This is a genomic window from Williamsia soli, assembly GCF_017377795.1.
GTDB lineage: Bacteria > Actinomycetota > Actinomycetes > Mycobacteriales > Mycobacteriaceae > Williamsia > Williamsia soli.
On sequence record NZ_JAFRDR010000013.1, the window covers coordinates 133,120 to 151,305 of the forward strand.

19 protein-coding genes are annotated in these 18,186 nt (G+C 63.1%); 7 read left to right on the forward strand and 12 right to left on the reverse strand.

The features are described from left to right. Positions 1-14 precede the first annotated feature (14 nt). The 11 genes from J3S28_RS25955 to J3S28_RS26005 form a co-directional block, all read right to left on the reverse strand. Positions 15-1,163 carry a thiolase family protein gene (locus J3S28_RS25955; protein WP_207843844.1) on the reverse strand — a complete coding sequence of 383 codons (1,149 nt, stop codon included), beginning with the start codon at positions 1,161-1,163 and terminating at the stop codon, positions 15-17. Next, positions 1,156-2,022: an enoyl-CoA hydratase/isomerase family protein gene (locus J3S28_RS25960; protein ID WP_207843845.1), complete on the reverse strand. Its 867-nt coding sequence runs from the start codon at positions 2,020-2,022 to the stop codon at positions 1,156-1,158. The genes J3S28_RS25955 and J3S28_RS25960 overlap by 8 nt, the downstream gene beginning before the upstream one ends. Next, positions 2,012-3,253, reverse strand: a complete 1,242-nt coding sequence (locus J3S28_RS25965) for a CaiB/BaiF CoA transferase family protein (protein ID WP_207843846.1) — start codon at positions 3,251-3,253, stop codon at positions 2,012-2,014. Before J3S28_RS25965 ends, J3S28_RS25960 begins: the two co-directional genes overlap by 11 nt. Beyond that, positions 3,253-4,020 carry an SDR family NAD(P)-dependent oxidoreductase gene (locus J3S28_RS25970; protein ID WP_207843847.1) on the reverse strand — a complete coding sequence of 256 codons (768 nt, stop codon included), beginning with the start codon at positions 4,018-4,020 and terminating at the stop codon, positions 3,253-3,255. Before J3S28_RS25970 ends, J3S28_RS25965 begins: the two co-directional genes overlap by 1 nt. After that, complete coding sequence (locus tag J3S28_RS25975; protein WP_207843871.1) at positions 4,020-5,186, reverse strand: acyl-CoA dehydrogenase family protein; 1,167 nt, start codon at positions 5,184-5,186, stop codon at positions 4,020-4,022. The genes J3S28_RS25970 and J3S28_RS25975 overlap by 1 nt, the downstream gene beginning before the upstream one ends. 88 nt (positions 5,187-5,274) lie before the next feature. Then, positions 5,275-5,553, reverse strand: a complete 279-nt coding sequence (locus J3S28_RS25980; protein WP_307797437.1) for a hypothetical protein — start codon at positions 5,551-5,553, stop codon at positions 5,275-5,277. A 4-nt stretch (positions 5,554-5,557) separates the two neighbouring features. Further along, positions 5,558-5,962: a hypothetical protein gene (locus tag J3S28_RS25985; RefSeq protein ID WP_207843849.1), complete on the reverse strand. Its 405-nt coding sequence runs from the start codon at positions 5,960-5,962 to the stop codon at positions 5,558-5,560. Continuing rightward, positions 5,959-6,666, reverse strand: a complete 708-nt coding sequence (locus J3S28_RS25990; RefSeq protein WP_207843850.1) for an ABC transporter ATP-binding protein — start codon at positions 6,664-6,666, stop codon at positions 5,959-5,961. The genes J3S28_RS25985 and J3S28_RS25990 overlap by 4 nt, the downstream gene beginning before the upstream one ends. Further along, a complete protein-coding gene (locus J3S28_RS25995; RefSeq protein WP_207843851.1) occupies positions 6,663-7,379 on the reverse strand; it encodes an ABC transporter ATP-binding protein in 717 nt (238 codons plus the stop codon). The genes J3S28_RS25990 and J3S28_RS25995 overlap by 4 nt, the downstream gene beginning before the upstream one ends. After that, a complete protein-coding gene (locus J3S28_RS26000; RefSeq protein WP_207843852.1) occupies positions 7,357-9,537 on the reverse strand; it encodes a branched-chain amino acid ABC transporter permease in 2,181 nt (726 codons plus the stop codon). Before J3S28_RS26000 ends, J3S28_RS25995 begins: the two co-directional genes overlap by 23 nt. After that, positions 9,537-10,904, reverse strand: coding sequence for an ABC transporter substrate-binding protein (locus J3S28_RS26005; RefSeq protein ID WP_207843872.1), 1,368 nt, complete (start codon positions 10,902-10,904; stop codon positions 9,537-9,539). The genes J3S28_RS26000 and J3S28_RS26005 overlap by 1 nt, the downstream gene beginning before the upstream one ends. Positions 10,905-11,360: 456 nt before the next feature. Here J3S28_RS26005 and J3S28_RS26010 point away from each other — a divergent pair, with 456 nt between their 5' ends. The 7 genes from J3S28_RS26010 to J3S28_RS26040 are packed head-to-tail and all read left to right on the forward strand — an operon-like array spanning position 11,361 to position 17,005. Then, positions 11,361-11,891, forward strand: a complete 531-nt coding sequence (locus J3S28_RS26010; RefSeq protein WP_207843853.1) for a carboxymuconolactone decarboxylase family protein — start codon at positions 11,361-11,363, stop codon at positions 11,889-11,891. Between the two features lie 3 nt (positions 11,892-11,894). Continuing rightward, entirely contained in the window at positions 11,895-13,166 is a 1,272-nt protein-coding gene (locus J3S28_RS26015; protein ID WP_207843854.1) for an aromatic ring-hydroxylating oxygenase subunit alpha, read from the forward strand. Continuing rightward, entirely contained in the window at positions 13,147-13,473 is a 327-nt protein-coding gene (locus J3S28_RS26020; RefSeq protein WP_207843855.1) for a hypothetical protein, read from the forward strand. Before J3S28_RS26015 ends, J3S28_RS26020 begins: the two co-directional genes overlap by 20 nt. A 1-nt stretch (position 13,474) precedes the next feature. After that, the gene (locus tag J3S28_RS26025; RefSeq protein WP_207843856.1) at positions 13,475-14,686 is read left to right on the forward strand and encodes a metal-dependent hydrolase family protein; all 1,212 of its coding nucleotides are present in this window, start codon (positions 13,475-13,477) and stop codon (positions 14,684-14,686) included. After that, on the forward strand, positions 14,673-15,089 hold the full coding sequence (locus J3S28_RS26030) for a nuclear transport factor 2 family protein (RefSeq protein WP_207843857.1): 417 nt from the start codon (positions 14,673-14,675) through the stop codon (positions 15,087-15,089). Before J3S28_RS26025 ends, J3S28_RS26030 begins: the two co-directional genes overlap by 14 nt. 11 nt (positions 15,090-15,100) lie before the next feature. Then, positions 15,101-16,201: an acyl-CoA dehydrogenase family protein gene (locus J3S28_RS26035; protein ID WP_207843873.1), complete on the forward strand. Its 1,101-nt coding sequence runs from the start codon at positions 15,101-15,103 to the stop codon at positions 16,199-16,201. A gap of 3 nt (positions 16,202-16,204) precedes the next feature. Then, on the forward strand, positions 16,205-17,005 hold the full coding sequence (locus J3S28_RS26040) for an acyl-CoA dehydrogenase family protein (protein ID WP_207843858.1): 801 nt from the start codon (positions 16,205-16,207) through the stop codon (positions 17,003-17,005). A gap of 82 nt (positions 17,006-17,087) precedes the next feature. Here the strand turns inward: J3S28_RS26040 and J3S28_RS26045 are convergent. Then, positions 17,088-18,186 (reverse strand): HNH endonuclease signature motif containing protein (locus J3S28_RS26045; RefSeq protein WP_207843859.1); only part of this gene is annotated, 1,099 nt, incomplete at its 5' end.

An 18,186-nucleotide genomic window follows, 5' to 3' on the forward strand; every position in this document is an offset into this window, starting at 1 on the left:
GATCGTCGTCTCCTCTAGTGCGATGCCAGCTCGACGAGGGTGGCGTTGGCCGTACCGCCGCCCTCACACATCGTCTGTAGTCCGTACCGAATATCGTTGTTACGCATGTGATTGATCATGCGAGTCATCAGGACTGCACCGGACCCACCTAGTGGGTGGCCGAGCGCGATCGCACCGCCGACCGGATTGAGCAGTGCCGGATCGGCGCCGGTCTCGGCGAGCCATGCCATCGGGACCGGCGCAAACGCTTCGTTGACCTCGAAGACGCCGACCTCGGACAACGCCACGCCTGCCTTGGCGAGCACCTTGTCGGTGGCCGGGATCGGGCCGGTGAGCATGAGGACCGGGTCGGAGCCGACGACGGCGCCGGCAACATAGCGGACCAATGGAGTCAGCCCGAGATCTGCGGCCTTTTCCGGTGTGGTGATCAGGAGTGCCGCCGCACCGTCGGAGATCTGAGAAGAATTGCCGGCGTGGATGACGCCGTTCTCGTCGAACGCCGGCTTGAGCTTCGCGAGCTTCTCCGCCGTGGTCCCGCGCCGAATACCCTCGTCGGCACTGACCACTCCGTCTTCGGTGGTGACCGAGACGATTTCGGACTCGAACGCGCCCGCATCCTGAGCTGCCGCCGCACGCTCATGTGAAACCGAGGAGAACTCGTCGACGGCCGCGCGGTCGAAACCCCACTTCTGGGCGATCTTCTCGGCGGAAATTCCCTGGTTGAACGCGAAACCCTCGTATCGTGCCAGCGCCCTCGGGCCGTACGGGGCACCGCTGGCACGGGCCGCACCCAGGGGCACTCGGCTCATGACCTCGACACCGCCGGCGACGACCACGTCCTGCTGGCCCGACATCACCGCCTGCACAGCGAAGTCGATGGCTTGCTGGCTCGATCCGCAGGCCCGGTTGATGGTGACACCAGGAATCGACTCGGGCCATCGTGCTGCCAGCACCGAGTACCGGCCGACATTGCTCGACTGATCGCCGACCTGCGAGACGCAGCCCCAGATCACGTCGTCGATGACCTGCGGGTCGATACCGGACCGGTGGGCGAGTGCTCCGAGCACGTGGGCGGAAAGATCGACCGGGTGCACGCCGGCCAAGCCGCCATTTCGCTTGCCCACCGGGGTACGAACAGCCTCGACGATCACTACTTCACGCATCTTTTTCTCCAGTTTCGGTCTTGTTCGACGTTTGTGTGCCATTCGCGCCGGGCCGGGGCGCCGCCCACCGACCTGCGAATACCGGCGTCCGCTTCTCTGCAAATGCTGCGTAGGCTTCAGCCGCGTCAGCGGTCGCGAAGTTCACTGCTTGCGCTCGGGCCTCCCCCGCCAGCGCGTCATGCAGAGTGCCGCTCGCCCCCTCGTTCAACAGCGCCTTCGTCTGAGCGAGTGCGATCGGGGGTCCGGCCGCCAATCGCGCGGTCAGGTCCGTGACAAAGGCGTCGATCTCGGCTTCCTCGACCACCCAGGTCACCAGGCCCAGTGCCCGGGCCTCCTCGGCCCCGATGGTTTCCGCCAACATGGCCAGCCGCTTGGCTTGTTGAAGACCAACCAGTTTCGGCAGCAGCCACGATCCGCCGAGGTCCATCGAGAGCCCCCGCTTGACGAAGATCTGGGAAAACGTCGACGCCGTGGTCGCCACAACGAAATCACAGCCCAGAGCCAGGTTCCATCCGGCCCCGACTGCGACTCCGGACACCTTCGCAATGGTCGGCATCGGCAGGTCATGGAGGAGTTCGGCCACCGCACTGAGGTTGCGCAACTTGTAGGTCGGATGCATCGGATCTGGAGACGCGATGTCGGCGCCTGAGCAGAATGCCCCACCCGCGCCGGTCAGCACCAGGGCGCGTACGCCCTGATCACCACCGGCCGCGATCAGCGCCTCTCGCAACGCAATCCACAACGTGGTGTCGATGGCATTCTTGCGGTGCGGACGATTGAGGGTCAGGGTCCTGACACCGTCATCGTCGCTGACGAGCAAGGTCGATCTACCCCGCTCAGAAGCGAGATCAGCCTTCATACGCCTGACCCACCGCGCCCTGCGCCCGCAACGCCGCGAGTTCGGCGCGATCGACGCCGATCTCGGCCAGAACGGTGTCCGTATGCTCACCGAGTCCGGGGATCGAACCCATCGGCGGATCGAATCCGGAGATGATCGGCGGTGGCAGCAGCGCAGGTATCGGCCCGCCCGGGGTGTCGATCTCGCGCCAGCGATCTCGCTCCGACAGCTGCGGATGTGCGATCACCTCGCTGGGAAGGTTGTACCGTGCATTGCCGATCCCTGCTTCGTCGGCGATCTTCTGGATCTCGGCGAGGTCGTGTTGCCCGCACCAGGCACCGATCGCTTCTTCCAGCACATCCCGGTTCTGAACACGTCCGGTGTTCGTGGCGAAACGCTCGTCGTCCGCCAGATCCGGACGCTGCACGATCTCTCGGGCAAGCCGTTGCCATTCGCGGTCGTTCGTGGTGCCGAGCACCACGGTGTGGCCATCGCCGGTGCGGTACGAGCCGTAGGGTGCGACCGCAGGCGAACTCATGCCCAGCGGTTGCTGGTCGATACCCGAGTGCCGGGTGTAGTTGAGCTGATAGCCCATGACCTCGGCCGCTGTGTCGAAGAGACTCACGCTCACCGTCGGGGTGTGCTGTCCGTTCGCAGTGCGTGCATCTCGCGAATAAAGCAGCGCGATGATCGACAACGCCGCATACAAACCGGTGGACACATCTGCGACCGGCGGACCCGGTTTTGCGGGTTCCCCTGGAAAACCGGTGACGGCGCAGACGCCGGACTCGGCCTGCACCAGGAGGTCGTATGCGCGCTTGTGCGACAGCGGGCCGCCGGCGCCGTACCCGTCGATCTCCACTGCAACCAGGTGCGGATGTCGCTGCGCGAGTTCGTCTCCCGACAACCCCATCCGCGCGGTCGCGCCCGGGGTCAGGTTCGACACCAGTGCGTCGGCTTCGTCGAGCAGTCGGTGCAGCAGATCGATACCCGACTCCGACTTCAGATCGAGCGTCACCGATTCTTTGCCCCGGTTAGCCCAGACAAAATGCGCTGCCTGACCTTTCACCACGTCGTCGTAGTGACGGGCGAAGTCGCCACCCTTCGGGTTCTCCACCTTGATCACCCGTGCGCCGAAGTCGGCGAGGGTCCGCGTACACATCGGAGCCGAAATGGCCTGTTCCAGCGTCACCACGGTGACACCCGCCAACGGTCCCGGCGCCGAGGATCCCGCTGAATCCTGGTCGACCATCACATCACCATGCCACCATCGACAGGCAGCACCTGACCGGTGACGAAAGAGGATGCATCCGAGGCAAGGAAGACGAATGCGCCCGCGACCTCTTCCGGTTCTGCCCACCGGCGCAGCGGAATCCGGTTGAGCATGGTTTCGGCGAACTTCTCGTTGGTCCGGATGGTCCTGGTCATCGGGGTGGCAGCGAGTGGCGCCAGCGCGTTGACGAGTATCTGCTTGCGCGCCAATTCTCGCGCAAGTGATTTGGTCAGTCCGATGATGCCGGCCTTCGCGGCCGAGTAGTTGACCTGACCCAGCGTTCCGGTGATACCGGCAGACGACGTCACGTTGATGATGCGCCCTGTGCCGTCGGTGGCAAAGTACCGCAAGCCGGCCTGCGAGCAGTTGAACGCACCCTTGAGGTGGATATCCAGCATGCGCTGGAAGGACACCTCAGTGGTGTCCTTGAACATCGCGGGAGCGGTGACGCCTGCATTGTTGACCAGGATGTGGAGCGAGCCACCGTTCAGCGCCGCCGCGCGGGCCACCGCCTCGTCGGCGGCGTCTCGGTCGGTCACGTCGAGTTCAAAGCTGTCGGCCTTACCGCCGGACTCGTTGATGCGCGCCGCCACCTTGGCTGCCGCATCGCCGTTGACGTCGGTGACCAGAACCCCGGCACCCGCGGCCGCGTACGCTTCGGCGACCGCTGAACCGATTCCGCCTGCGGCGCCGGTCACCAGGGCCGAACGCCCCGTCAGATCGAACAATCCCTGTCGTGCAGCCATCAGTAGCTCCTCGGCATTCCCAAAGTGTGCGATCCCAGATAGTTCAAAATCATTTCCTGACTGATGGGTGCGATACGCATCAGTCGCGCCTCACGGAAGTAGCGGGCAACGTGGTACTCCTCTGAGTAGCCCATACCGCCGTGAGTCTGCACAGCGCGGTCCGCGGCGGCGAATCCTGCTTCCGCACACAGATACTTGGCGGTGTTCGCCTCGCGCCCGCAAGGCTTTCCGCTGTCGTAGAGCCAAGTGGCCTTGCGCAACACCAACTCCGCTGCGTCCAGGTGGGCCAGCGCATCGGCCAATGGGAACTGGATACCCTGGTTCATGCCGATGGGGCGGTTGAACACGACGCGTTCGCCGCCGTACTTGACCGCCTTGTCCAGAGCCACGCGTCCGATCCCGAGGGCCTCAGATGCGATCAGCATGCGTTCGGGATTCAGTCCGTCCAGGAGGTACTTGAACCCCTGGCCTTCTTCGCCGACCCGGTCTTCGATCGGGATCCGGAGATCATCGATGAAGAGTTCATTGGACGTGACGGCATTCCGCCCCATCTTGGGAATTGGTCGGATCGTCACCTTGCTGCGGTCGAGATCCGTGAGGAACAGCGTCATGCCGTCGGTCTTCTTCTCCACGTCCTCGTACTTCATCGTACGAGTCAACAGCAGGATCTTCTCCGACTCCATAGCTTTCGAGATCCACACCTTGCGGCCGTTGACCACGTAGCTGTCACCGTCTCGCCGGGCGAACGTGGTGATGCGCGACGTATCCAACCCAGCACCTGGTTCGGTGACGCCGAAGCACACGTGCAGGTCGCCGTTGACGATGCGGGGCAGCGTGCGTGCCTTGAGTTCGTCCGACCCGTGCACCACCACCGGATGCATGCCGAAGATCGACAGGTGGATCGAACTGGCGGCATTCATCGCACCGCCTGAACGCGCCACCTCTTCCAGGAGCAGGGTCGCCTCGGTGATCCCGAGGCCATGGCCGCCGTACTCCTCCGGCATCGTCATGCCGAGCCAACCGCCATCGGCGATCGCTTTGTAGAATTCTTTCGGAAACTCGTGCGCGAGATCCTTTTCCATCCAATACTGGTCATCGAACCGGCTCGCGAGCTCGGCCACGGACTTGCGGATCAGTTCCTGATCCTCGGTCAATTCGAAATTCATTCCGTCGGACACGGGCCTATCCCTCTCTATCGGGTCAAAACATGTGCGGGACAAGCCGGAGTGCAGAACAAAGCCAGCAGCCACCCATTCAGTCCGAGGCAGGCAGCGGCTTGGCGTTCTTGATACTCAGCGCGGTCCCGTCGATGGTCAGTTGTCCGGTCCCCGGTGACGTGCAGAGGAGCTCGACAGTCTCGGCGGCATCGGTGTATCTCTTGCCGAGAAGCGTTGTGGGAGTTCCACCGTCACCGGCGATCTTTTCTGCCGTAGCTGCCGGAACCATAGGTGCCCCGCCGCAGGCGATCACCACATCGTGCTCGGCAGGCGCTTTGACGACCACCACCCGCGTCGCACATGTGGTGCTGGCCAACTGATCACCTGGGCGTAACGGCGTGCTTGGACTTGTCATGGTACTCATCCTTTTCTACCAGAGGAATGTCGTTGGGTGACAAACGATCAGCCAGGACGCTGAGATCGAAAGCCTGGCGTGCCAACCAGAATCGAAGAAAATTGGTCAGCGAGTATCGCAGGAATACAGCCGATCCTACGACAGCACTCGATATTCCGACCAACGCGATGATTATCGCATCGCGTTGAACGAGTGGGTTCGAGGTCCCGTGGGACATGAAGTAGGCAATGATGCCCAGCACGGGACCGAGTACGAGCAGTGCGATTCCGATCCGCAGCCATAGGACAGCCCGGCCCGAGGCGGGGTCCGGTATCTTCAGTTCGGCCAGCTCGCGGGTGAAGCGGTCTGCGCGGGATTCAGTGGTGGTCATGAGGAACTTCCTAGGTAGAGGGCTGCCAATTCGGTCTTGAACGCTTCGTCCGGTCGACCTTGATGCTCGACCCTGCCCCGAACGAGAACCGCTGCGTGGTCGGCTATGTCGAGAACTGCTGCCGCGAACTGCTCCACGACCAGCACAGCCACGCCCTGTCGAGCGATCTCGGCAACCTGGTCGTACAGCTCACCAACGATCAGCGGTGCCAATCCCATCGACAGTTCGTCGAGCAGCAGGACCGCGGGATCAGTGGCCAATCCGCGACTCAGGGCCAGCATCTGCTGCTCGCCCCCGGACAACGTCCCCGCAGTCTGAGACGCCCGCTTGCCCAGAATCGGGAATCGCGTGAACGCGATCTCTTCGATCTCCTCACGCGAACGACCGGTGAAGGTCATCATCAGAAGGTTCTCGCGGACAGACAAATTGGGGAACACGCCGCGTCCCTCGGGAATCAGGCAGACCCCGGATCGTGCCACATCGCCGAGGGACAACCCGGTGGCGTCGCGCCCCCCGAGGAACAGCCGCCCGGACTTGACCGGGTGCACACCCGCAGCGACCTTCAGCGTCGTCGTCTTGCCCGCGCCATTCGGCCCGAGTAGCGCCACGACCTGCCCGGCGGCCACGCTGAGATCGATCCCGTGGAGGACGGTGATCGCGTCGTACGCCGCACGGACGTCTTTCAGTTCGAGAAGGGGACTCATGCTTCTGCTCCCAGATATGCCGCCAGTACCTTCTCGTCACGGCGGATCACCTCGGGCGGGCCGGAGGCGATGATCTTCCCGAGATCGAGTACGAACACCTGATCGCACACCGCCATCACCAGCTCCATGTCGTGCTCGACCAGCAGGATCGCCGCCCCGCGATCGGCAATGGTCCGGAGCAGGGTGGCGAATCGCTCGGTTTCTTCGGGGTCCTGGCCGGCGGCCGGTTCGTCGAGCAACAGCAGGCTCGGCTTCACCGCCAGGGCACGGGCCACCTCGACGAGGCGGGCGATTCCGGTCGGTAGTTCATCCGCACTCTCCTCGGCCACCGCGGTGAGCCCGAGACGTTCGATGATCTCGTCGACGACGACGGCTGCGTTCTTGCGATGCGGACCGAGTTCGGCGGCGACGAGCAGGTTGTCCCGCACACTGAGCCGCCCGAAGAGTTCAAGCCTCTGGAATGTGCGGGCCAGGCCTCGCCGTGCCCGCTTGGCTGGACCGGCCCGGGTGACGTTGTGACCATCCATCACCACCTGCCCCGAGACAGGCTTGCGAAGCCCAGTGACGACGTCGAACAGAGTGCTCTTGCCGGCGCCGTTCGGCCCGATCAGCCCGGTTATCTGCCCGGCCTCGGCGGACAGTGCGACATCATCCAGCGCGCGATGACCGCCGAACGCGACGGTGACCCCACTAACCTCGAGTTGCGACGGCATGGTCCAACACCTCCTCGTCCTGCGCGCGGTAGGGCCGCTTGATCCCCCACCACTCGACCGGGATATCCGAGTCGGAGATCTCGTCATCGGTGGCGGATGAACCAGGCACCGGCACACCGATGTCTTCGGAATCCGAGTGCCTCCTCGCCCGGTACGACACCAGGAACCGAACCGCCATGAGACCGACCACGATGGCGCCGAAGAAGATCCAGCCGTCGATGACGTCGGTGAGCCGCAGGATCCAGAACCCGACGAACCAGGCCACAAAGGCGGCCAGCGCTGCCCGGTCGGCAAACATCGGGTCCCATTCCTTACGCATCTGGGAGATCGCGCCGGAACTGAGGATGCCGCCCGCGAACGCCACCCCTGCCAGGCCGGGGATCACCGCGACGAGATCGGCGGACGAAGGCCAGATCGCCACCACGGCGACGAACGGACCGGCGAGCATGAATCCCGTGAAGAAGCCGGCACCCAGCGACCCGAGTCCGGCAATCACTGCGATCAGGAACAGTGGGAGTCCGGCGACGAAATTGAACTGTTCGGCGGTGACCGACTGCAACTGCATTCCGTACAGAGCCCCTCCCAGACCGGCAATACCTGCACCGAGCGCGAAGACCGCGACCTTTGCCAACAGCAGATTGCCGCCGAGCGTCGCGTACGCGGCCTCGCTGTCGCGCTGCGCGATCAGACGGCGTCCGAAGCGACTTCGCCGCAACAGGGCAACCGCAAGCGTGGCAAGTGCCAGCAAGATCGCGGAGAAGACGGTGATCTCGGCCGCGCTGTCCATCCGGTACCCGAGTACGTGGGGCCCTACCAGCTCCACCGAGCCCTGGTCGAAGAGAGTGACGTCGACTCCGAACACGCTGAACGTCGGCAGGGTGAAGATCCACCGGTCCATGATCACGGCGAAGGCAGCCGTTCCCAGCGCCAGATAGACCCCCGATAAACGCAGCGCGGGCACCGCGATGATGGCGCCCGCTACCGCCGAGACGACTACCGCGGCGATCAGTGCCCACCATTGTCCCGACCCGCCGAAGTAGGCACATGCGACTGCTCCGATGCCCGCCATCGTCAACTGACACAGGGAGATCTGGCCCGCGAATCCGGCGAGCGGCACAAAGGACAGCGCGATGATGCTCATCGGGAAGATGAGCCCGTAAGTGATCAGATCGCCCTCGTCCAGCACGGTGGCCAGAACGAGTGCAAAGGTGATGATCACCGCGCCGAAGAATGCTGTACCCCGCAGAGTCGGGAGAGGCACCTTCGTCAGGCGCCTGTCTCGGCCACGCAGCCGCCCGTGAGGGAAAAGCAGCAGTGCCACGATGAGCAGGAGTGCAGGCGCTGCGATCCGAAGGCCGGGCAGATAGGCGTTCTGAGGCAGATAGCCGGCGAGATAGCTCTCGAGACAACCCACCACGATGGCACCGACGAAGGTCATCGGCAAACTCTTGAGTCGTCCGAATATGGCTGCGGCATAGGCACTGATGATCAGCAGTGACAACTGCATGGCGTCGAGTGCGACCGTCGAGGCGATGAGGATGCCACCGATCGCCGCCAGTTCGGTCCCGAGGATCCAGGCGACCCGGTTGGAACGGACGGGATCCGCGCCGGTCAGACCGACCAGACCCCGGTCGTCGACCGTGGCTCGCATCTCGGTACCCGTGCGTGTCTTGAACATCAGGATTCGAAGTCCGATGGCCACCGCTATCGCCACTGCCATCGTGATCGCCTGATGCCAGGTGACGGTTGCCGAACCGATGTGGAACGCCTGCTTGTCGGCGAAGAACACCGGAATTGATCTGGCCCCGTTGGGGTCCCAGATCCACCGGGCCAACGCGATCAGTGCGCTGAGCAGGGCGATGGTCATCACCAGTTTCTCGGCCTCGCCGAGTCTCTGCACCGGCCTCAGGGCCAGCTCGACCAGTAGCCCGAACCCGGGGGCCAGCACACCCAGCACGATCACGAGCGCGAGCCAGACGGGCAACCCCCAGTCGACGGTGAGTTGCCAGTACGAGAACGCTGCCATCATCCCGGCTGCGCCGTGTGCGAAGTTGAACACACCCGTGGTCGTGTACGTCAGCACCAGACCGCTACCGATCACCGCATAGATTGCCGCGGTGGTCAGCCCGACGATGCCGAAGGTGAGGAATTGATCCATTACTTGACGTCGCTCATGCTCTTGCCGACATCTGCCAAGGTCATCGGGACGCCGTATTCCTGGGCGTACTTCAGCGGCTCGATGTTGCAGCGGTAGAGGCCATCATCCGGCTGGAAGTCAGCGGCTTCCCATCCCTTCGAGGTCGCCTTCTCCGCGTTGAAGCACGGTGACGGCGGGATCGGTGCCTGCAGGTTCTGCGGGGCGGTCAATCCACCACCGGTCCAGGCGGTCTCGGATTTCGCAGCGTTCAAGACGCACGTACGCGTCAGCTCGTCGCCACAGCTGGCTGCGGCCTTTGCGAACAGCAGCCACGAGGAGAATGCGCGAATTGCCGGCAATGTGATCTGCGCATCGGGCGCGTACTTCTCGAACAACGCCACCATCTGCTTGGTCGCCGGCTCGTCGCTGTTCAGCGGCGCAACGCCACCGAGGTCGAGTACGTTGTTCTGGAAATCTGCCGAACTGCCTGCGAGCTCGATGAACTGTTCGTTATAGGCGTTGTTGTTGGTATCGATCCAGTCCAGCTTGTAATCCATGCCGGTGAGGACGGACTCCAGCTTTGCCAGCTGCTTGTAGTCACCGTTGTAGAGCAGGCCCTTGACGCCCTTGCTCTTGATCGACTGGGCGTACGGAGTCCAGTCGGAGACCCCCATCGCCGGGTACAGGTCGTTGTAGACGATGGTGCCTCCGGCCGCCTCGATCGACTCGATTGCCTGCGCACCAATAGTTTTCGTGACGGGTGAATCGCCGTTGATGACTCCGATGGCATTCGCCGAGTCCGGATAGGCGTCCTTGATCAGCCAGGTGCGGAACTGGTAATACGGGTCGTAGCCGGGGGTCTGACTCGGGGAGGCGCTGACTTCCAGGTCGGCGCCGACAGCTGTCAACTGGGCAACCTGCGCCGGGAAGCTCGGGAGCGCGCAGCTCAGCCGCTCTTTCACCCCGAGTCCGTCGAGCGCGCTTCCGCCGCCGACAAGCGCGAAGTCCTCGCGGCAGGCTGCGATCATCTGCTGGCGAGTCTCCATCAGCTTGCTGTCGCGGGTGTTGGCGACCAATTGGCGACCGTTGATGCCACCGAGCTCGTTACACCAGGATGTGAATACCTTTGCTGCGTCGACGAATTCGGAGTTCTTGGTGAACCCGACGTCCGAGAAGACCCCGACGTTGATGTCAGTGTCTGTGACGCCCTGGGTCGGAGCACCCTTTGCGTCGCCGGACTGACAAACATCCGACAGCGTGCCGAAGTCGCTCGACACCACGTCGGCGGAAGCAGTACCGCCTCCACCCTCTTCCTCGGTGCCGCCGCCGCCGTCGCGGCCGCCACATCCGGCCACTAGCAGCACGACCGCCATCACGGCGATGAGCATGCGATGTTGTTTCACCCGTTCCTCCTCGACTGGGTCTGTATCCGTCCGGGGCCGAGGTCCGAGATGGGGAGCAGACGTTGCCCTTGGTCGCTCGATCTGCGCCAGGGGCGGGGTTGTATGACTACAAGGAAACTAGCTTCTCTGATTTGAAGAATCAAGATTTTGTAGGATGCAGATCACACCGTACCCGAACGGCCAGCCATCCGGGGAGTGACGACAGAACGACGTCAAAGGCGGTCTGCACCGCTATCGCCGCAGGTGAGAGAACTGAGTCCACAGCGACCTCGACTCAGATGCTGTCAACCAGAGCAAAACTGACCCAGGACACACTTCCCAGAACGAACCGACTTCTCCGCAGCGAGATGTGCGAGACGGATTGACTAAACGACCGAACCGTGGAAATCTACTGTTCATAAGTGAGAATGCAATTCTCACCCGTACGAGAGGAGGTGGTGGGTGCGAATACCCCCGCTACCCGCAGACCAGTGGGACGACACCGTGGATGCCGCCCTCAAGGGGATGCTGCCCCGGTGGCGAAGAAACCCCGAAAACGCGAGCACGGTGCTGTCCACCCTGGTGCAGCATCCGGCGCTGACGCAGGCGTATCTGAGCTTCAACGTCTACATCCTCTTCAACTCGACTTTGTCGGGTCGACTCCGTGAACTGATGATTCTGCGAATCGCCACACTTGCCGATTGCGCCTACGAGGTCAGCCACCACCGGGCGCTCGGCAAAGACGCGGGGTTGACCGAGGAAGAAATCGAGGCCGCAATACGCGGTGAGGGTCGCAGCGTCTCCGACCGCATAGCCCTCGCTGCGGTCGACGAGTTGGAGAACAGCTCGCGGATCTCCGATGGCACGTGGTCGGAACTGTCCGAACATTTCGACGAAAAACAGCGCATGGACCTCGTTTTCACAGCCGGCTCCTACCGCATGCTCGCAACAGCCATCAACTCATTTGACATTCAGCTCGAAGACGAAAGGTAAATTGTGGCCCATTTCAAGAAACCAGATGCAGGTAGCTGGACCGAACACTGGCCGGAACTCGGTACAGCACCGGTCGACTACTCGGACTCCACCGATCCCGAGTTCTACCAGGCGGAGATCGACGCCATCTTCAAAAAGAAGTGGGTCAATATCGGCCGTGTCGAGACGATCCCGAAGAAGGGGAACTTCTTCACCCGCGAGATCGCGGCCCTCGGGACCTCGCTGATCATCGTGCGCGACTCCAAGGGCGAGGTCCGCGCATTCCACAACGTCTGCCGGCACCGCGGCAACAAGCTGGTCTGGAACGACTACCCGAACGAAGAGACCTCGGGTACGTGCCGCCAGTTCACGTGCAAGTACCACGCCTGGCGCTACAGCCTCGAAGGCGATCTGACGTATGTGCAGCAGGAGGGCGAGTTCTTCGACCTCGACAAGAACCAGTACGGCCTGGTGTCGGTGCGCTGCGAGGTCTGGGAAGGCTTCATCTGGGTCAACATGGACGACAACGCCAAGCCGTTGACCGACTACCTGGGCCGGTTCGCCAAGAGTGTCGAAGGCTACCCCTTCCACGAGATGACCGAGGTCTACAGCTACAAGTCGACGATCAACAGCAACTGGAAGCTGTTCATCGATGCGTTCGCAGAGTTCTACCACGCTCCCGTGCTGCACCAGAAGCAGGCGACCAAAGAAGAAGCAGAGAAGTTGCTGCACTTCGGCTTCGAGGCCCTGCACTACGACATCGACAGCCCGCACTCGATGATCTCCAGCTGGGGAGGCATGTCGCCGCCCAAGGACGAGAGCATGGTCAAACCGATTGAGCGCAAGCTTCGCAGTGGACTGTTCGGGCCCTGGGATCGTCCCGACATCGAGGGCCTCGATCCGCTGCCCGAGGGCATCAACCCAGCCGGTGCAAAGCCCTGGGGCGTCGACGAGTTCGAGTTCTTCCCCAACATGTCGCTGCTGTTCTGGGCCCCGGGCTGGTACCTGACGTACCACTATTGGCCCACCGCGGTGAACCAGCACGTCTTCGAAGCCAGGCTGTACTTCGTCCCAGCGAAGACCTGCCGCGAGCGCCTGGCCCAGGAGCTCGCAGCAGTGACGTTCAAGGAGTACGCATTCCAGGACGCCAACACCCTGGAGGCGACGCAGACGATGCTCGCCACCAAGACCGTCAGCGATTTCCCCCTGTGTGATCAGGAAATCCTCCTCCGCCACCTCCACAAAGTGGTCAAAGACGAAGTAAGGGAGCACAAAAATGCCGCAGTTACCAGCTGATTTCGCCGAGCTCGAGAAGTTCTCGGACTGGATCCTTGCCACCGAGGAGGAGCGTTACGCGAAGCGTCTCGCGACGAGCATGGATGACATGCAGGTGTTCTACGACGCCGGCATGGAGCACATGGACGCCGTGCTGGATCATCTCGACAAGTTCGACCTCTACGATCTGCCGGATCCGGAACGTGCCCTGATGTACCTGATGCAATCGGTCATCATGGTGTCGTTCCCGATCGAGGTCTGGAAGCAGCCCCGCGTACTCGACAGCGGTGCTGCCTGGGTCGAGACCGTGCACCAGCCGGCCTTCTGACATGCAGACACTCGTAGCGGCGGGACTACTCGACATCGACTCCGGAGAAATCGTCCGGCCCGGAGTGATCCGGGTCGACGGCGAACGGATAGTCGGTCTCGGTGGTTCTCCGGAAGGTGAGGTCATCGACCTCGGTGACCTCATCCTCGTCCCCGGCTTCATGGACATGGAGGTCAATCTGCTCATGGGCGGACGCGGCGAAAAGCCAGTCGCCTCAATGGTTCAGGATGATCCGCCGATACGAATGCTGCGTGCGGTGGGCAATGCCCGCCGTACGCTGCGGGCGGGTTTCACCACCGTCCGCAACCTGGGTCTGTTCGTGAAGACCGGTGGCTACCTGCTCGACGTCGCACTCGGCAAGGCCATCGACGCAGGGTGGGTCGATGGCCCCCGAGTCGTCCCGGCCGGTCACGCGATCACCCCGACCGGCGGTCACCTCGATCCCACGATGTTCGCGGCGTTCATGCCGGGTGTTCTGGATCTGACGATCGAAGAGGGCATCGCGAACGGTGTCGCGGAAGTCCAGAAAGCCGTTCGGTACCAGATCAAGCATGGCGCGCAACTGATCAAGGTATGCGTCTCCGGTGGGGTCATGTCTCACACGGGTACAGCAGGTGCCCAGCACTATTCGTTCGACGAACTGACCGCCATCGTCGACGAGGCACATCGCCGCGGCCTGCGGGTCGCCTCACACACCCACGGCGCCGAAGCCGTCAAGCAGGCCGTCAAGGCCGGCATCGACTGCATCGAGCACGGATTCCTCGTCGACGACGAGGCAATCCAGATGATGGTGGACAACGACACCTTCCTGGTGCCGACCACCCGGCTGATCGACGGCATGGACATCTCTCACGCTCCCGACGAGCTCAAAGAGAAAGCGGCCGAAATGTTTCCCAAGGCCCGCATCGCTGTCAAGAAGTGTTACGACGCAGGGGTCAAGATCGCAGTCGGCACCGACGCGCCTGCGATTCCTCATGGCAAGAACGCCGACGAGTTGGTGGCTCTGGTCGACCGCGGCCTGCCGCCACTGGCGGTACTTCGGGCGGCGACCATCGTGGCGGCGGACCTGATCAACGTCACCGACCGCGGCAGGCTCGCCGAAGGACTGCTGGCAGACATCGTCGGACTACCCGGAGATCCGTTGGAAGACATCACCGTGACGCAAGACGTGCGGTTCGTGATGAAGGGCGGCAAGGTCTATGTCAACAAATGACGATCTGCTCGAGCTCCAGCAGTTGCTCGCCCGCTACGCGGTGAACATGACCAGAAATGACGTCGAGGGTGTTGTCGCGGTCTTCACGCTCGATGGCACCTACAGCGCGTTCGGTGACGAGTTCCCGCTCGATCAGTTTCCCGAACTCGTCGCCGCAGCACCCAAGGGCCTGTTCATGACCGGGCTGCCGCTCATCGATCTCGATGGCGACACCGGCACGGGCACTCAGCCCCTGTGCTTCGTCCATGACGCGACGCACGACATGCGGATCGGCTACTACAACGACACCTACGTCCGGACCGAATCCGGGTGGCGGATCAGCACCCGCAAGATGACGTTCATACGTCGCAGCGGCGAACACGATTCAGGCATCCCCCACGCATTCGAACGCTCGGGGGCATGAGCAGCGACGACATGAACAGCGGAGACTTCCGCTCGGCTGTTCGTGCGTGGCTCGACGCAAACGATCTCACTGCCGGACCCGACCATTCGCTCGATGGTCAGGTCGCGCAACTGAATCGGGTGCGTCGAGCCCTTTTCGATGCCGGTTGGATGCGATACGGGTGGCCCACCGAGGTGGGCGGTCTCGGCGGAGCTGCAGAGCTTCGTGCCGTCCTCGGCGAAGAGGTCGCGATCCGCGATCTGGCGGAACCTGGTCTGTACTCGATGATCGAGGTCCTCGTTCCCACGATGATGTCCTACGCGACACCGTCACTCGCGGCAGAGATGGTCCCGTTGATACTGAACGGCACCGAGCAATGGTGTCAGGGGTTCTCTGAGCCCGGGTCCGGAAGCGACCTGGCATCCCTGACGACCAAAGCATTCCAGCAAGGCGATGCTTGGGTGATCTCTGGTCAGAAGGTGTGGACCAGCCTGGCCCAGTACGCGTCCCGATGCGTGCTGCTGACTCGAACGGGGCCCGGCCATACGGGCATCACCGCGTTCTTCGTCGACATGGACACCCCTGGCATCACCGTTCGACCACTGCGCACCATGCACGGTGTCGACGAGTTCGCCGAAGTCTATTTCGACAACGTGATCGTGCCCGCCGACCGGATGCTCGGAAAGCCTGGTGATGGCTGGGGCGTCGCGATGGATCTGCTTCCCCATGAACGCTCGACCTGCTTCTGGCACCGCATCGCCTATCTGTTCACCCGGCTGGACCGCTTACTCGTTCAGTCGGCCGCCACGACAACGGTCGCGGATGATGCAGAACTCGGTGCTGCATACCTGGCGCTGCACACCATTCGATGCCGCTCCCGGATGACCCAGCAGCGGTTGGCCGACGGAGCCCAACTGGGACCCGAGACGTCCGTGGACAAGGTACTGCTGGCGACGGCAGAGCAGCAGTTGTTCGACACCGCGCGTGACCTGCTGCCGGGAGCGATCGAACTCTCGGAGTCGGAATGGCGGATCGAATATCTCTATTCGCGCGCAGCCACCATCTACGGCGGCACCGCGGAGATCCAACGAAACATCATTGCGCGGCGTCTACTCGACCTCGGGAAGGATTGAGGGATGGACAGCGACGAATTATTGCTGCTCACAGCGACTTTCCGAAAGGCCATGACCGGGATTTCGGGCCCAGCACTTGATGCCGCGCTGGTCGAACTCGGCTGGACCGAGATGCTCGCGGAAATCCCGGACATCGCGATTCCGATGGTCTTTCGACTCCTCGGCGAGACGGGCGCACACTCGTCGGTGATCAACGACGTGGTCGGCGAGGACATTCCGTTACCGTTCGCCGGCGGATCCTGGGTGCTCTGGCATCGCGAGAGCAGTGCGGCATCGACGATGCTCGACCCCGAGCTGCCTATCGAACTGGTGGAATCGACCAGCGGGACCGAGCTACCCGCGGTCACTCTCGCCACCGCCCGAAGAGCCATCGGATGGTGGCTGGTCGGCACCAGCCGGACGATGCTGTCCCTGGCGCGCGAACACGCACTGAGCCGGGCGCAGTTCGGAAAACCCGTCTCGGGGTTCCAGTCGATCCGGCACAAGCTGGCCGAAACCTATGTGGCGATCGAGGGTGCGGAGGCGACGTTGCAGGCGGCCAAACAGTCGCCGACTTCATCCAGCAATGTCGACCTGGGCTCGATGCTCGCCAAAGCCGCTGCGGGACAAGCTGCGCTGACAGCGAGCAAGCACTGTCAGCAGATCCTCGGTGGAATCGGGTTCACCGAAGAACACGAGTTGCAACGCCACATCAAACGAGCCCACGTACTCGACGGACTCTTCGGTAGCGCCCGAGAGCTGACCCGTGAGGCCGGCGCGATCATCCGCGCCCAGGGCTCAGCTCCCCGTCTCGTCGATCTCTGATCACGGGCAACCGTCGACCGTGCCGAAATAGCCGCCGTCCGTGCCGTAATAGCCATCGAGCGTGAACGCGCGGCCATCGTCGTCAGCTCGACTCGGGTGGGTCGGGCGGTTGGCCACTGAGTTCTCGGGTGCGTTGTTCGAGTCGGGCTTTCCGGCGTGCAAGCATGGCCTGGCGGGCCTCGATCAAGGCTTCGTCGGGATGGTGGGCACGGTTGACCCGCGGCTTCTGCTTGGGGTCTAGGAATGCTGGTGGTATCCAGGCGCAGCGGCCGGCGTCGGGGCCGTCGGTGATCATGATGGTCTGCCACTGATGCTCGCCGGGCCCGATCAGTTTGTGGTGCTGCGGGCATGCCGGGGCCAGGTACGTGATGTCGGTGAGCCCGCCCTGGGCCCATTCGACGGTGTGGTGGGCTTCGGCCCACATCGCCGGCGCCGAACATCCCGGGGATGAGCACCCGCGGTGCGCGGCGAACATCGCCAACCGCTGGGCCTCGCTCGCCAACCGCTTCGCCCGACCCAGGAACAACGGTTCGTTGCTGTGGTTGGCGAACACCGCCAACGTCTTATCGCTCCGCCCGAGCAGTTTGATGGCATCGCTGATCGGCAACACCGTGCCCGTCGCGGTATAGACCACATCCCGCCCGTACGGACGCATCGGACCACCGGTCAACGTGGGCAACCAATTCGGATCCTCCCACTGCGTCTGCGGATCGGCATACGCCGGCTCCGGCGCTTGGTCTGGCTCGGGCTCGGGCTCTGGCGTTGGTTCAGACTCGGCCTCGGACTCAGCTTCTGCTTCTTGCTGGCGCAGGGCATCGTCGAGTTGGTCTTTGGTCATGGTGATGATCAACTGCACCGGCAACCCGCGATGAGTCTTACCCAACTGACCCGATTCGAGCAGATACAGCAGCATCGCCTTGAGCGCATCATGATTACGCTGCGACTGAGTACGCAGGTCCCTGTCCGCCGCGGCCTGCAAGATCGCTGGATCCAACGCAGGATCATCAGCAGCACCGGACGGGGACAGCTCATCGTCGGGATTGTTCATCCCCGGCGCCGCCCACACCCCCAACATCACGTCCATCAACGCCGTCGTCGTCGGATCGAGATGCCCGGACACCTTCGCCATGAAATCCGTCGCCGGCTTACCCAGACCGAAACCCCGCTTCTTCGCCCGATCA